Raw genomic sequence first — 13,626 nt, forward strand, 5'->3', positions numbered from 1 at the left:
CAGGTGCCGCGCGCTGCGGATTATCCCCGCAGCGCGCGATGTCGGTTCGGCGGGCCGTTATTCGGCCGGCGTCCGCTCCGCGGCGGGGGACTTGTCCCCGGCCGCCGGCGCCGGATGCTCGTCGTCCTCGTGCTTGGGCAGGTGGCCGTCGATCGGGATGCGGCGGAACATCCGCATCACGAAGACGAAGAAAACCGGCACGAAGAAGATCGCCAGGATCGTGCCCGAGATCATGCCGCCCATCACGCCGGTGCCGATGGCGTTCTGGCTGCCGGCGCTGGCGCCGGAGGCGATGGCCAGCGGCGTCACGCCCAGGGTGAAGGCCAGCGACGTCATCAGGATCGGCCGGAAGCGCAGATGCGCCGCCTCGATGGTCGCGTCGATCAGCGAGCGCCCCTCCGCCATCAGGTCCTTGGCGAACTCGATGATCAGAATGGCGTTTTTCGCCGACAGGCCGACGATCGCGATCAGGCCGACGGTGAAGTAGACGTCGTTCGGCATGCCGCGCAGCGTCACCGCCGCCACCGCGCCGATCACGCCCAGCGGCACCACCAGCATCACCGCGAAGGGGATCGACCAGCTTTCGTAGAGCGCGGCCAGCAGCAGGAACACGAACAGGATGCTGAGGCCGATCAGGAACGGCGCCTGCGTTCCCGACTGGATCTCCTGCAGCGACTGGCCCGTCCATTCGTAGCCGAAGCCGGCCGGCAGTTGGCCGGCAAGCCGCTCCATCTCGGCGATCGCCTCGCCCGACGAATAGCCGGGCGCCGCCTCGCCGGAGATGCGGATCGACGGATAGCCGTTATAGCCGACGATCTGCGACGGACCCTTGCTCCACACCACATCGGCGAAGGCCGAAAGCGGCACCATTCCGCCGTTGTTGTTGCGGACGTTGAGCCGCAGCAGGTCGTTCGTCTCCATGCGCGCGTCCTGGTCCGCCTGTACCGTCACGCGCTGCATGCGTCCCGAATTCGGGAAGTCGTTGACATAGGACGAGCCGAGATTGGCCGAGATGGTGGCGTTGATGTCGGCAAAGGCGACGCCGAACGCATTGGCCTTCTCGCGGTCGATCATGAGATCGACCTGCGCCGCGTCGGGCAGGCCGTCGACGCGCAGGCCGGCCAGGATCGGGCTTTGCGAGGCCGCTCCCATCATCTGGTCGCGCGCGGCCGCCAGCGCCTCGGTGCCGCGTCCGCCGCGGTCCTGCAGGCGGAAGGTGAAGCCGTTCGAGGTGCCCAGGCCTTGGATCGCCGGCGGCGACAGGGCGAAGGAGATCGCGTCCTTGATGCCGAAGAGCTGGCCGTTGGCACGCCCGGCAATGGCGCCGGCCGCATCTTCGGGACCGCGCTCCGACCAGTCCTTCAGCGTCACGAAGGCGAGGGCCGCGTTCTGGCCGGCACCGGAGAAGCTGAAGCCGAGAATGCCGACGATCCGCGACACGGCGCTTTCCTTGCCGAAGATCGCCTCGACCTGCTCCATCACTTCCAGCGTCCGGTTGGCGCTCGCCTCCGGCGGGGCCTGGATGTTGACCAGCAGGAAGCCCTGGTCCTCGTTCGGCAGGAACGAGGAGGGCAGGCGCATGAAGCCCCAGCCGAGGCCGACGAGCAGGGCCAGATAGATGATCATCATCCGTCCGGCGCGGCGCGAGATCCACGAGACGACGGAGCTGTAGCCGTTGGTCGTGCGGCCGAAGCCGCGGTTGAACCAGCCGAAGAAGCCCTTCTTCTCTTCGTGATGCCCCTTCGGAATCGGCTTCAGCATGCTGGCGCAGAGCGCCGGCGTGAAGGACAGCGCCAGGAAGCCCGAGAACAGGATCGACACGACCATGGTCAGGCTGAACTGCTGGTAGATGACGCCGACCGCGCCCGGGAAGAAGGCCATCGGCACGAACACGGCCGTCAGCACCAGCGTGATGCCGATGATGGCGCCGGTGATCTGGGTCATCGCCTTGCGGGTCGCGGCCCGCGGCGACAGGCCTTCCTCGGCCATGATGCGTTCGACGTTCTCCACCACGACGATGGCGTCATCGACGAGAATGCCGATGGCCAGCACCATGGCGAACATGGTCAGCACGTTGATCGAGAATCCGGCCGCCAGCATGACGGCGCAGGTGCCCAGCAGCGCCACCGGCACCACCAGCGTCGGAATGACGGTGTAGCGGAAGCTCTGCAGGAACAGGAACATCACCACGAAGACGAGGGCGACGGCCTCCAGCAGCGTGTGGATCACCTTCTCGATCGACGCCTCGACAAAGGGCGAGGTGTCGTAGGGGATCTCGTAGGTGATGCCCGGCGGGAAGAACTGCGCGAGCTCCTCCATCTTGGCGCGCACCGCCTCCGATGTCGCCATGGCGTTGCCGGTCGGCGACAGCTGTACGCCGATGGCCGCGCTCGGCTGGCCGTTCAGACGGGTCGAGAAGTTGTAGCTCTCGCCGCCGATCTCGATGCGCGCGACGTCGGACAGACGCACGGTCGAGCCGTCGGGATTGGCCCGCAGCACCACCTGGCCGAACTCCTCGATGGAGGAGAGCTGGCCCTTGACCAGCACGCTGGCCGAGATCTGCTGGGTGATCGGGTTCGGCTGGGCGCCGATGCGGCCGGCCGCGACCTGCGCGTTCTGCGCCCGGATCGCGTTGATGATGTCCTGCGAGGTCAGGTTCAGGCCCAGCATCTTGTCCGGGTCCATCCAGATACGCATCGAGCGCTGGGTGGCGAACAGCTGGGCGCTGCCGACGCCGTCGATACGGCGGATTTCGCCGAGCACGTTGCGGCTCAGATAGTCGCCGAGATCGACGACATTGTAGGAGCCGTCGGTCGAGGTGGCCGAGACCACCATCAGGAAGCCGGCGCCGGCCTGCTCGATGCGGATACCCTGCTGGGTGACGATGCCGGGCAGTCGCGGCTCGACGCGGCGCACCGCATTCTGCACGTCGACCGAGGCCTGCGACACGTCGGTGCCGGGCTGGAAGGTGGCGGTGATCGAGATCCGGCCCGAGCTTTCGGAGGTGGATTCGAAATAGATCAGGCCTTCGACGCCGTTCAGCTCTTCCTCGATGGGCCGGGTGACGCTGAGATAGGCGTCCTCGGGCGCCACGCCGGGATAGTTGGTCGAGATGGAGATCTGCGGCGGGGCGACGTTCGGATACTGGGCAACCGGCATGAAGGGGATCGCGATCACGCCGGCAAGCGTGATGAAGATGGCGATGACCCATGCGAAGACCGGCCGGTTGATGAAAAAGGACGGCATCAGATCGGATCCTGTGAGACCGGTCCGCAGGCGGCGCGGGAAGGCGCCGGCGGCCGCGGGCGGGCCGTTGCGTCAGGACGGGGCGGGGCGGTCTTGGGAAACCGCCCGTCCCGACAGGTTAGTTGGCCGCGACTTCGGCCGTCTTGCGCGCGCCCTCCCAGGGCGTCGCCGCGACCGGCGCGCCGGGGCGCAGCTTCTGGAAGCCCTCGACGATCACCTTGTCGCCGGCGGACAGTCCCTTGGTGATCACCCAGCGGGTGTCGACGATGCGGCCGGTTTCGACGGAGCGCAGCTCCGCCTTGTCGTCGGCGCCGACCACATAGACCTGCGCCTGGCCGCCGGCATTGCGCTGCACCGCCTGCTGCGGCACGGCGAGAGCGTTCTGCTCGATGCCCTGCTCGATCAGCACGCGGACATACATGCCCGGCAGCAGGTCGCCATCCGGATTGGGGAACTCGCCGCGCAGAGTGATCTGGCCGGTGGTCGTATCGACCGCAGCTTCGGAGAACAGCAGCCGTCCCTTTTGCGGATACTCCTGCCCGTCATCCAGCTTCAGCCGGACCGAAGCCTCGCCGGGGCGAGGGCCGGTCAGCGACCCGACTTCCAGCGAGCGGCGCAGGCTCAGCAGCTGGTTGGCGGACTGGGTGAAGTCGGCATAGACCGGATCGAGCTGCTGGATCGTCGCCAGCACGCCGCTGGAGGAATCCACCAGCGCGCCCTCGGTCAGCAGGGCACGGCCGATGCGGCCGGAGATCGGTGCCCGCACCTCCGAGAAATGCAGGTTCAGCTCGGCCGCGTCGAGACCCGCCTGGGCGATGGCGACATCGGCATCGGCCTGGGCGAGCGAGGCGATGGCGTTGTCGCGTGCCTGGACGCTGGTCACCCGGCGCTCGTGCAGCTCCTTCTGCCGGTCCGCCTCCTGGCGGGCCTGCAGCTGCACGGCCTGGGCGCGCTGCAGCGTCGCGCGGGCGCTCGCCACCTGGACGCGGAACGGCGCCGGGTCGAGGCGGTAGAGGACGTCGCCCTCCTGGACGATGCTGCCCTGCTCGAACACGCGCTCGACCAGGATGCCGGAGACGCGCGGGCGCACCTCGGCGATCCGCGTCGGGGCGATGCGGCCCGGCAGCTCGTTGGTGATCGGCAGGGTCTCGGCCTTGAGCTCGACGAAGCTCACGCCGGTCGGCGGCATGGCGGGCGCGCCGCCCGCCTCGTTCTTGCTGGCGACCTCGTTGCAGCCGGCGAGCAGCGCGGCGGCGAGGATCACGGCGGTCAGTCTGGATTTCATCGGGTCGACCTCTCGGGGGAAGAGGAAAGTACGGAAGCGGGCGCGGATACCGGTGCGGGCACCTGGTCGACGAGCCAGCCGATTTCGGCAATGATCCGGGCGCGCTCTTCCGGCGCCCAGTCGTGCAGTCCGAGCCATTCGAGGGACATCAGCCCCTCGATGGCGAGAAAGGCGAGCAGCGCGCCGCGGGGGCTGCGCGAACGTCCGGTGACCTGGGCGATTCGCTCGCCATAGGTCCGGGCGATCGGCTCGCGCAGGTCGGCATCCTGGGCGAGCGAGGCGAGCAGGCCGAGCGCCACCGCCCGATCCTCCTCGGTCAGCAGGTGCGAGGCGACCTCTATGCGGGTGCGGATCGCCGCGTCCGGGTCGCCCGAGAAACTCGCCGCAACCTCCTGCTCGCAGGTGGCATGTGCGGCCAGCCGCCGCTCGACGACGGCTTTGATCAGGGCCTGCTTGGTCTTGTAGTCGTAAAGGACGCTGGCCTTGCTGATGCCGGCCTCGCAGGCCACCGCATCCAGCGTCAGGCGCGCAGCACCGTCCCGCATCACGACCTGTTCGGCCGCGTCCAGTACCGTGTCGCGCTTGATTGTCCGCTTGCGTCCCATGCCGATCCCGTTTTTCCAACCGGATGGATATATATTCTACAGGGGCGGATGCAACAGCTTTTTTGCAGCGCAACACAAAGTTTTGAAACGGTGCCGGACCGCGTCAGTCGCCGCCGCGGACCTGAACCGAGCGGCGCCGGGAAGGATGCGGTGCGCGCGAGGTCAGCGTGTCGCGCATGCGTCCGGCCGTGCTGCGCAGGGCAGGGACGGCGGTCTTCTCGTCGGCATCCGCGCCGGGCGCCGCGCAGCGCATGGCGACGAGCAGGGCGATGGTCGAGGGATCGAGCCGCGTCTGCAGTTCGGACAGCGGGGCCGGCCGGCCGATCAGGTAGCCCTGCACCTCGTTGCAGCCCTCTTCGGCCAGCACCCGCAGCTCGTCGGCCTCTTCGACGCCCTCGGCCACCACGCTCATGCCGAGTGCGTCGCCCAGCCGGACGATGGTCTCCACGATGGAGCGCGCGCTCGGCGTCTTGCGCATGGCGCGGATGAAGGAGCGGTCGATCTTGATCACGTCGAAGGGGAAGCGGGCCAGGTAGCCGAGCGAGGAGTAGCCGGTGCCGAAGTCGTCGAGCGCGATGCGCACGCCGAGCGCCTTGAGCGCGGTGAGGATCTGCAGGGCGCGCCGGTCGTCGTCGATCAGCACGTTCTCGGTCACTTCCAGCTCCAGACGTCCGGCGGCAAGGCCCGTCGTCTCCAGCACATCGCGGACGGTCTCGATGAAGTGCTTGTCGCGGAATTGCAGCGGGCTGACATTGACGCTTATGCACGGGATGTCCGGATGCGCCTGGATGATGGCGCAGGCGCGTCGCAGCACCCATTCGCCGATGGCGATAATCCTCCCCGACTGCTCGGCCACCGGGATGAAGTCGCTCGGGCTGATCATCCCCTTTTCCGGATGATGCCAGCGGATCAGCGCCTCATAACTCCCTATCCCGCTGCTGCGCAGATCAAGCCGCGGCTGCAGGTAAAGTTCGAACTCTTCCTGCTCGATCGCCTGCACCAGGTCGGCTTCCAGAAGCCGGCGCTTGCGCAGCGCAGCATCCATGCCTTCCTCGAACAAACAGTAGGTATTCCGCCCCAAATTCTTGGCCTTGTAGAGGGCCGTGTCGGCGCGCGAGACGATGATTTCCGTGTCTTCGCCATGCAGCGGGCTGACGGCGATGCCGATGCTGGCGCCGGCGCGCAGCGTCAGACCGTTGCCGCAGTCGATGGGCTGCGACAGGGCATGCACCAGCCGATGCGCGAGGTCGGCCGCCTGATTGGCGAAGGCGATCTGGTGCTGGATGATCGCGAACTCATCCCCGCCCAGCCGGGAGATCGTGTCACTCGCCGGGACGAGTGCGCGCAGCCGGTCGGCGGTCGCGCGTATCACCTGGTCGCCGGCCAGATGGCCGTGGACGTCGTTGATCTCCTTGAACCGGTCGAGGTCGATCATCAGCACCGCCGCCGAGCCGCCGCGCCGGCGGGCATCGGCGAGCACCGCGGCCAGCCGGTTCGAGAACACCGTGCGGTTCGGCAGGTCGGTCAGCGGGTCGTGCTCGGCAAGGTGACGGATATGCTGCTCGGCCTTCTTGCGGTCGCGCAGGTCGACCATCGCCGACACCCGGGTCCGCTCGCCGCGATACAGCACCTCGCGGGCACGCACCTCCACCGGAATGCGGGTCCCGTCGGCATGGATGACGTGCAGCTCGTAGGGACCGCTTTCCTTCTGGGACAACTGTTCGCGCACCCTTTCGCGGTCTTCCTCGGCAAGATGGCCGAGCATGTCGGTGCCCTTCAGCTCGTCGAGCGAGCAGCCCATCAGCTGTTCCAGCGCGTGGTTGCCGTCGATGATGCGTCCCCGCACCGAGATGACGATCGCCTCGAATGTCGCGTTGGCGAGCGCGGTGAGCCGTTCTGCCTCCTCCTCGGCCCGCAGCAGGTCCGCCTTGCGTCCGCGGGCGAGCTCCTCGTTCTGGATCGAGTCCATCAGCCGGTTGAACAGCTGCGTCATCCGCTCCGCCTCGTCGCCCGGTTCCACGGGCAGGCGCATGCTGAGATCGGCGCGCCCTTCGACCAGCCGGCCGAAGGCATCCTCCACATGGCCGATGCCCAGCCGCGTGCCGTGCTCGGCCTCGTTGAGCCCGCGGATCTCGCCCTCCCGGTCGACCCGCAGCGCAATGACGCGCTTCAAGACGAGGAAGAAGACAAGCCCGAGTCCGAAGGCGAAGACGAAGTTGAGGGCCGCACCGCCCGCCTGCACCGCGAGCTGCGAGAGGCGGTTGCCGGCCGGCAGGTTCGCGACCGGCGCCAGCAGGGCAAGGCCCAGCGTGCCGACGACGCCGGCAACGCCGTGCACGCCGATGGCGCCGACCGCATCGTCGATGCGCAACTGCTTCTCCAGCACCGAAATGCCGACAACGGCGGCCAGCCCGCCGGCCAGTCCGATGGCCAGCGCTCCCGGTGCCTCGAGCACCATGCAGCCGGCCGTCACCGCAACCAACCCGCCCAGCATGCCGGAGAACGCCTTCTCCGGCAGCAGCACACCCTCGCGCGCCCAGGCGACGAGATAGCCGCCGCAGGTGCCGGCAGCCGCCGCCAGAACGGTGTTGGCGATGACGTGGGCGATGTCGGGCGAGGCCTTCAGCGTCGACCCGCCGTTGAAGCCGATCCAGCCGACGAACAGCAGCAGCGCGCCGGCGGTCGCCAGGACAGGGCTGTGGCCCTGGAAGCGCACCGGCTTTCCTTGTGCATCGAAGCGGCCGATGCGCGGGCCGATGACGAGGCAGGCGGCCAGCGCGATCCAAGCGCCGGTGCCGTGCACGACGGTGGAACCTGCGAAGTCGACGAAGCCTGCATTGGCGAGGAAGGCACCGCTGTTCTCGCCAAGGGCGTTGCCCCAGGCCCAGTGCACGAAGACCGGGTAGACCAGCCCGGCGATGAAGACGGAACAGGCGACATAGGCGGCGAGCGGCATCCGCTCGGCCACTGCACCCGAAACGATGGTTGCCGCGGTGCCGCAGAACATCACCTGAAAGACGAAAAAGGCAAGGCCCCAGGAATCCACACCACCGAGCATGAGGAGCGCCGGGTCGTAGCCGATCCCGAGGCCGGTTCCGGGACCGAAGGCGAACATAAAGCCGATGCCGGCGAAGACCAGAACCGAGAAGGTGAAGTCCAGGAGGTTCTTTTGGGCGACGTTGATGGAGTTCTTCGAGCGGACCATGCCCGCTTCGAGCAGCAGGAAGCCGACTTGCATCAGCAGCACCAGTCCAGCGGCCAGCAGGACCCAGACGAAATCCAGGGTGCGGTGCAGCGAAGCAAGGCCCGTTGCATCTTGCGTCGACGCGGCGACGGGTGTCGCAACAAGCACGACCGCGGCGGCAAAACCGATCGTTCTCAGATGCCGAACCGATGAATCTTGTGCCGCCATAACCCCCGCCAGGCTCCCGTCTGCCCTTTGTTTGCCGAAGCTTAGGAACCAGCAGTTAAAAACTGATTGAAGCGTCATGCTCGCCAAATCTCTGTGGCGATTGTTCTTTTTGTCGTCGGGTTTTTGTCGCGCGAAGATCTGTTCTGGTGTGCTGCATTGCAGCGTAAAAATGCCTTAACGGCAGTTTCGCGAACCAGCGCCCGGGCGGTGATCCGCCGAGGCGGCATCGCCCGCGCGTGCCCCTGCGTCCCGGCGGGACGATCCGATAGAGCGGGCTTCACTTTCGCTCGCGATGCTTTAGGATCGCGCACCGATTGCAACCGCTCGTTCGACGGGCCGCTCCAGTTCACGGATAATCCGCACATGCGCTTTGATCTTCGACTTGCCCTTTCCGCATCCCGCCAAGCCGCACTTGCTGTCCTGTTTATCACCGGAAGCCTCGGCCTGGCCGCCGCGCAGGATGCGGCCCCCAAGCCTGCGGAAGGCGGAGCTGCGGCGCCCAACTGGATTGTCCAGTGCTCGGAGGCAACGGACAAGGCGCCCAAGCGTTGCCGGGCGCTGCAGAACATCGTCATGCAGGAAGGCGGCCAGCGGCTGCTGACGGTCGTGGTCGAGCCGCGCGAAGGCGCGCCGAACCATGCCCTCGTGCTGGCCCTGCCGCACGGTGTCTTCCTGCCGGCCGGCACCCAGATCCGCATCGACGAGGGCGAGCCGGTCGCCATGGCGATCCAGACCAGCGATGCCAACGGCGCCTATGCCGGCACGGCGATCAGCGACGAACTGCTCGCCTCGATGAAGAAGGGCCAGCGCCTGATCGTCGCCTTCAAGACCGCGCAGCAGCAGGATCTCGCGATCCCGGTGACGCTGATCGGCTTTACCTCCGCTTACGGCCAGCTCGGCAACTGATCGGCGAAGCTCGGGCACCTGAGCGATCGCAAAATCAAAAGGGCAGGTCCTCGCGGGCCTGCCCTTTTTCATGGAAAAGCGGCAATGCGGCGTATGCCGTCTCAGCCCGCCGTGCGGCGGACGAGATCGGCCCAGTTCCGCATCGACCACAGATGAGCGTAGATCACCGGCAGTGCACCGGCCTTGCGCAGGTCGAGGAAGGCCTCGTCGGACAGCGCGTTGACGCGCGCCTCGTCGATGATGCTGAAGTCGTTGACGTTGAGCACTTCGCCATCCGGCAGGGTGAAACGTCCCACATTCGGCGCGAACAGGTCGTGCTCGGCGATCTTGCGCATCAGGGCCTCGCTCTCGCGGGTCTCGCGTTGGAACGCAGCGCAGAAGTCGAGCGCCTTGCGCACGGCATCGGTCGGCTCCACGCCGTCGAAGAAGCGCGTCTCGCCGTCCGCTCGCACCTTGTCGCTGGCCCGGTCGACGCAGAGCGCGAATTCGCTCGCCTCGTCGTTGCGCGCCAGGATGAAGGGGTAGCGCCGGATATAGGACGGCACATAGGTGTCGGCGGCCCAGGCGCCGTCCGCATCCACGAACAGGTTGCGGTCCTGGCGAAGGCCGAGCACGGCAACGGCGGCCGGCGGATTTGTGCCGGCGGCAAAGACGATCGGATAGTGGCGCGCCGCAATGCCGAACTCGATGGCGTTGAGCGGCACCGCGTGGGTCTTGGCGGCGAAGCGGTAGTCCGGCGAGAGGTCGATGCCGAGTTCGCAGTGGCGATCGGCGCGCAGTGCTTCCGGCCGGCTGTAGAACAGCGGCAAGGTGGACGGCCCTCCCGGCGCCGGGCGCGGGGTGTCCGTGTCGGCCTGAGTGCTGGTCATGCTGGTCCGTCCTCGATTATGCATTTGTGTTGAATGGTATCCGCCCCGCAACGACCGGGCAGCGAATTTCTTGTACAAGTCCAACGGCTGGTTGCCTAGACCATCCTGGCTTCAATAAGGTTGGGCAACGGTAGATTGTCCTTCAAACGACGTGCGACCGGAGCGAAACGGGGTGGGCATGGCAGCAGATGGCGAAAGCCATACGGGCATCAGCTTCAGCGGCGAGGACATTCGCCTGGACGGTGCGGTCTATCGGGCCTGCATCTTCCGCGGCTGCCGGATGCTGTATCAGGGCGGCCCGCTACCGGTCCTGGAAGGCTGCCAGTTCATCGATTGCGGCTGGAACTTCGACGGGGCCGCGGCCAACACCCTGCTGATGCTCGGTGCGCTGAACCAGGGCGGCCTGGCGCCGCTGGTCGAGGCGACGCTGGACGCCATTCGCAACGGCAGCGTGCTGGCGCAGCCGGCCGAAGGGCCGGCGCGAGCGCCGGGAGCACGGGTCATCGACCTCGGCTTCGGTCGTTTCCCCATACCGCGCCTGCGCCGTCAGCCGCGCAGGAGCGTGACCGACAAACACGAGGGAGAGGCATGAGCGGCTTGAGCGATCTTGCAAGGGTGACGCTGGCGGATTTCGAGACGGTGCGGAACGAGCCGGTGCTGCTGGTGGCCGCCAACGGGTCGCTGGCATTGTCCATCGATGAGATCCGGCAGATGGGCAGCGGCGCCGGCGTGCGCGACGGCGGCGCCTTCTCGGTCGTCTTTCGCGGTCCGCAAGCCCCCTTCGTCGAGCAGGGGATGTATCGGCTGGAAATCGGTGCGGGAGACGCCGGGAACCGGACCGAGCTGGAGCTGTTTCTGGTGCCCGTCGGCAAGGATGCGGAGGGTTGCCTCTACGAGGCTGTCTTCACCTGACGCGGCCTGCTGCCGGCACTGTCGCGTGCGCTGCAGGCAGTGCCGGCGCGCCTACCCGGCTGCCGCAGGCGGATCCCAGCGCATCAGGTGATAGACGCCCGTCTCGCCGCATTTGACGAAGCCGAGGCGCTGATAGAGGCGCATAGCCGGATTGAACTGCTCCACATGGATGCCGACGCCGCGCCCGCCGCGCTCGGCCAGTTCCAGAACATCCGTCAGGATCGCGCCACCCAGGCCCCGGCCGCGCTGCGCCGGCATGAGCGCGACGTCGACGATCCGCAGCTCGCTCTCGCGCGTGTCGAGATAAAGCCGCCCGACAGGCTCGCCAGCCAGTTCGATGACCATCCAGTCCGCCTGCGGCATGTGCTGCATGTAGTGGCTGTGCTGCGCCTGGAACTGCTGCGCCAGGAAGGCGGCCTTCTGCTCTGCGCTCCAGGGCACCGGCGCGAGTTCGTCCTCGCGGGTCGAGGCGTAGAGGCGAGAGAGAAACAGCAGATCGGCTTCCGGCCTCATGCGCCGAAAGACCAGCCCCAGTGCGGCGGCGCGTGGCAGGACCGGCAGCGGATCGCCTGCCGATATGACGGGATCCGGGCGGTCGAAACCGTCCGAATCCCGGGTTTGTTCGCTCATGGCCTGCGCTCCGGCATCGGCATGCTGCGCGTTGTCACGGGCGCGGCGGGAAGATGCCCTGCAGAGCGATGATGAACGTCAGAGTTAGATACGGCTGCATGTTGTTATGCGGCTGGCTGCCGCCGTTCATGCCGACCGACTGGGGCGACATCATCTCGCCTGCCGGCCCGGCCGTGTACTGGTTGCCGGTACGCGGAGAGGCCAGCAAGTTGCCTTCGACGGCGTTGGTGTTGCCGACAGTGAACTGGCTACGCGCCACGGCCTGAACCCGGTGCGTATGCTGCGGCATTTCCATCTGGAGCAGCGTCACGGTCTCGCTGCCGCTCGACTCGCCGAGATGTCGGAAGCTCAAGCCGGGCCCTTGGCCATGCTGCATGGGCGAGCGGCCCTGCAGGTCTGGCAGCGCGAAGGTCGACTTGCCGTCGCCGCCATAGGTGGTGCCCAGCAGTGAGAACAAGGCGGTATTCTGCGAGATCGGCATCAGCTGACCATCGCAATACGCCCATCCCTTGGGGGCGAAATTGCCAGCGAATATGCGGATTTCCGCAACGAAAGGATCGGACATTGTGAACCTCTCAGGTCGGCGAAGGATAGATGCCGTAAAGCGAGATGATGAAGCTGACGGCGAGATAGGGCGCCATGTTGTTGTGTGGTTGGCTGCCGCCGGTAACCTGCATCGCATTCGGGCCCAACTCGGTGAAGGGCGGCGGTGTCTGCGAGGCGAAGTAGGGATCTCCGGCAGCCGCCGAGGCCAGCACGTGGTTCTGCGGCGACGCTTCCGTGCCCGTCGCCTTGTTGGCGACCAGCATGTGCGAGTGGCTCGGGATCTGCTGCTGGGTCAATGTGACCTCTTCGGATCCTCCTGATTCCGACATCACATAGGCCGGCTGGCCGGGGCCTTGTCCGAAATGCAGCGGCAGACGGCCGCGCAGGTCGGGCAGTGCGAACGTGTTCTGCCCGTCGCCGCCATAGGTGGTGCCGATCAGATTGAAGAGCGTTTCGTTCTCGGCGATGGACAGCAACTGGCCATTGCAGAACTCCCAGCCGAGTGGCGCGAAATTGCCGGCGAACATGCGGATTTCGCCGATATAGGGCGTGGACATGAGGGCCTCCCTCGCTTTTGGGAAAAGGTGAAGCTCAATTGGGCGACGGGAAGATTCCCTGCAGCGCAATGCAGAAATTCAGCGTCAGGAACGGCTGCATGTTCTGGTGCGGCTGGCTGCCTCCGACATTCGAGAGGCTGCTCGGCGACATCGTGACCGAGTTGGCAAGCGGCCCATAGAGCAGACCGAGATTGTTGCCGAGATAGTTGTTGGTCGGAGTGTTGGTGTCGACCGCCGTTGCCGAAGCCATCGGCAGGTGGTTGTGCTCGGGCATCTCGGGTGTCGTCAGCGTATGGCTTGTCTCGCCGGCGCGCTGGCCGAGGGTGAACCCGCTTCCCACATGCACCGGTACCCTGCTGCGAAGATCGGGTAGAGCAAAATTGGTCGTCCCGTTGCCGCCATAGGTCGTCCCGAGCAGGGCGAACAGAGCCTGGTTCTGGTTGATCGGCAGAAGCTGACCGTTGCAGAAGGCCCATCCCTTTGGCGGGAAGTTGAAACTCATGATCCTGATTTCCGCAAGAAACGGTTCTGACATTCCGCCCTCCCAGGCGCTTTCGTGCGTCGCGAGCCGTGACCGGGAAAAACTAGTCTTGAAAAAGCCCGGCCAAAATGATTGCGCTCGGATCCTGTGACAATTTCCAGTCGATATCAAGGGCAA

12 protein-coding genes are annotated in these 13,626 nt (G+C 66.6%); 3 read left to right on the forward strand and 9 right to left on the reverse strand.

The window, feature by feature from the left end; all coding sequences use genetic code 11:
• Positions 1-57: 57 nt before the first annotated feature.
• From BBX35_RS19470 to amt, 4 genes are all read right to left on the reverse strand, one after another.
• A complete protein-coding gene (locus tag BBX35_RS19470) occupies positions 58-3,246 on the reverse strand; it encodes a multidrug efflux RND transporter permease subunit (protein WP_083206447.1) in 3,189 nt (1,062 codons plus the stop codon).
• Between the two features lie 118 nt (positions 3,247-3,364).
• Complete coding sequence (locus BBX35_RS19475; RefSeq protein WP_067223640.1) at positions 3,365-4,531, reverse strand: efflux RND transporter periplasmic adaptor subunit; 1,167 nt, start codon at positions 4,529-4,531, stop codon at positions 3,365-3,367.
• Entirely contained in the window at positions 4,528-5,136 is a 609-nt protein-coding gene (locus tag BBX35_RS19480; protein ID WP_067223642.1) for a TetR/AcrR family transcriptional regulator, read from the reverse strand. Before BBX35_RS19480 ends, BBX35_RS19475 begins: the two co-directional genes overlap by 4 nt.
• 103 nt (positions 5,137-5,239) lie before the next feature.
• Positions 5,240-8,488 (reverse strand): ammonium transporter, encoded by a 3,249-nt coding sequence (gene amt, locus BBX35_RS19485; protein ID WP_208979883.1) that lies wholly within the window; start codon positions 8,486-8,488, stop codon positions 5,240-5,242.
• 423 nt (positions 8,489-8,911) lie between these two features.
• Here amt and BBX35_RS19490 point away from each other — a divergent pair, with 423 nt between their 5' ends.
• Entirely contained in the window at positions 8,912-9,454 is a 543-nt protein-coding gene (locus BBX35_RS19490) for an invasion associated locus B family protein (RefSeq protein WP_067223648.1), read from the forward strand.
• A 101-nt stretch (positions 9,455-9,555) separates the two neighbouring features.
• Here BBX35_RS19490 and BBX35_RS19495 read toward each other — a convergent pair whose 3' ends face one another.
• Positions 9,556-10,323, reverse strand: a complete 768-nt coding sequence (locus BBX35_RS19495) for a SapC family protein (protein ID WP_067223650.1) — start codon at positions 10,321-10,323, stop codon at positions 9,556-9,558.
• 172 nt (positions 10,324-10,495) lie between these two features.
• Between BBX35_RS19495 and BBX35_RS19500 the strand changes: the two genes are divergently transcribed.
• Positions 10,496-10,915 (forward strand): hypothetical protein, encoded by a 420-nt coding sequence (locus BBX35_RS19500; protein ID WP_141687898.1) that lies wholly within the window; start codon positions 10,496-10,498, stop codon positions 10,913-10,915.
• A complete protein-coding gene (locus BBX35_RS19505) occupies positions 10,912-11,235 on the forward strand; it encodes a DUF6916 family protein (RefSeq protein WP_083206448.1) in 324 nt (107 codons plus the stop codon). Before BBX35_RS19500 ends, BBX35_RS19505 begins: the two co-directional genes overlap by 4 nt.
• Before the next feature lie 51 nt (positions 11,236-11,286).
• On the opposite strand, the gene BBX35_RS19510 is transcribed toward BBX35_RS19505, so the two are convergent.
• Genes BBX35_RS19510 through BBX35_RS19525 form a run of 4 tightly spaced genes read right to left on the reverse strand, consistent with a single transcriptional unit; the run spans position 11,287 to position 13,503 of the window.
• Positions 11,287-11,865 (reverse strand): GNAT family N-acetyltransferase, encoded by a 579-nt coding sequence (locus BBX35_RS19510; RefSeq protein WP_083206449.1) that lies wholly within the window; start codon positions 11,863-11,865, stop codon positions 11,287-11,289.
• A 34-nt stretch (positions 11,866-11,899) separates the two neighbouring features.
• Positions 11,900-12,430 (reverse strand): phage tail protein, encoded by a 531-nt coding sequence (locus tag BBX35_RS19515; protein WP_067223656.1) that lies wholly within the window; start codon positions 12,428-12,430, stop codon positions 11,900-11,902.
• A gap of 10 nt (positions 12,431-12,440) precedes the next feature.
• Positions 12,441-12,968 carry a phage tail protein gene (locus BBX35_RS19520; protein WP_067223659.1) on the reverse strand — a complete coding sequence of 176 codons (528 nt, stop codon included), beginning with the start codon at positions 12,966-12,968 and terminating at the stop codon, positions 12,441-12,443.
• 34 nt (positions 12,969-13,002) lie between these two features.
• Complete coding sequence (locus BBX35_RS19525; protein ID WP_067223661.1) at positions 13,003-13,503, reverse strand: phage tail protein; 501 nt, start codon at positions 13,501-13,503, stop codon at positions 13,003-13,005.
• Positions 13,504-13,626: the final 123 nt, after the last annotated feature.

The organism is Stappia indica (assembly GCF_001696535.1).
In the GTDB taxonomy this organism is placed as follows: domain Bacteria; phylum Pseudomonadota; class Alphaproteobacteria; order Rhizobiales; family Stappiaceae; genus Stappia; species Stappia indica.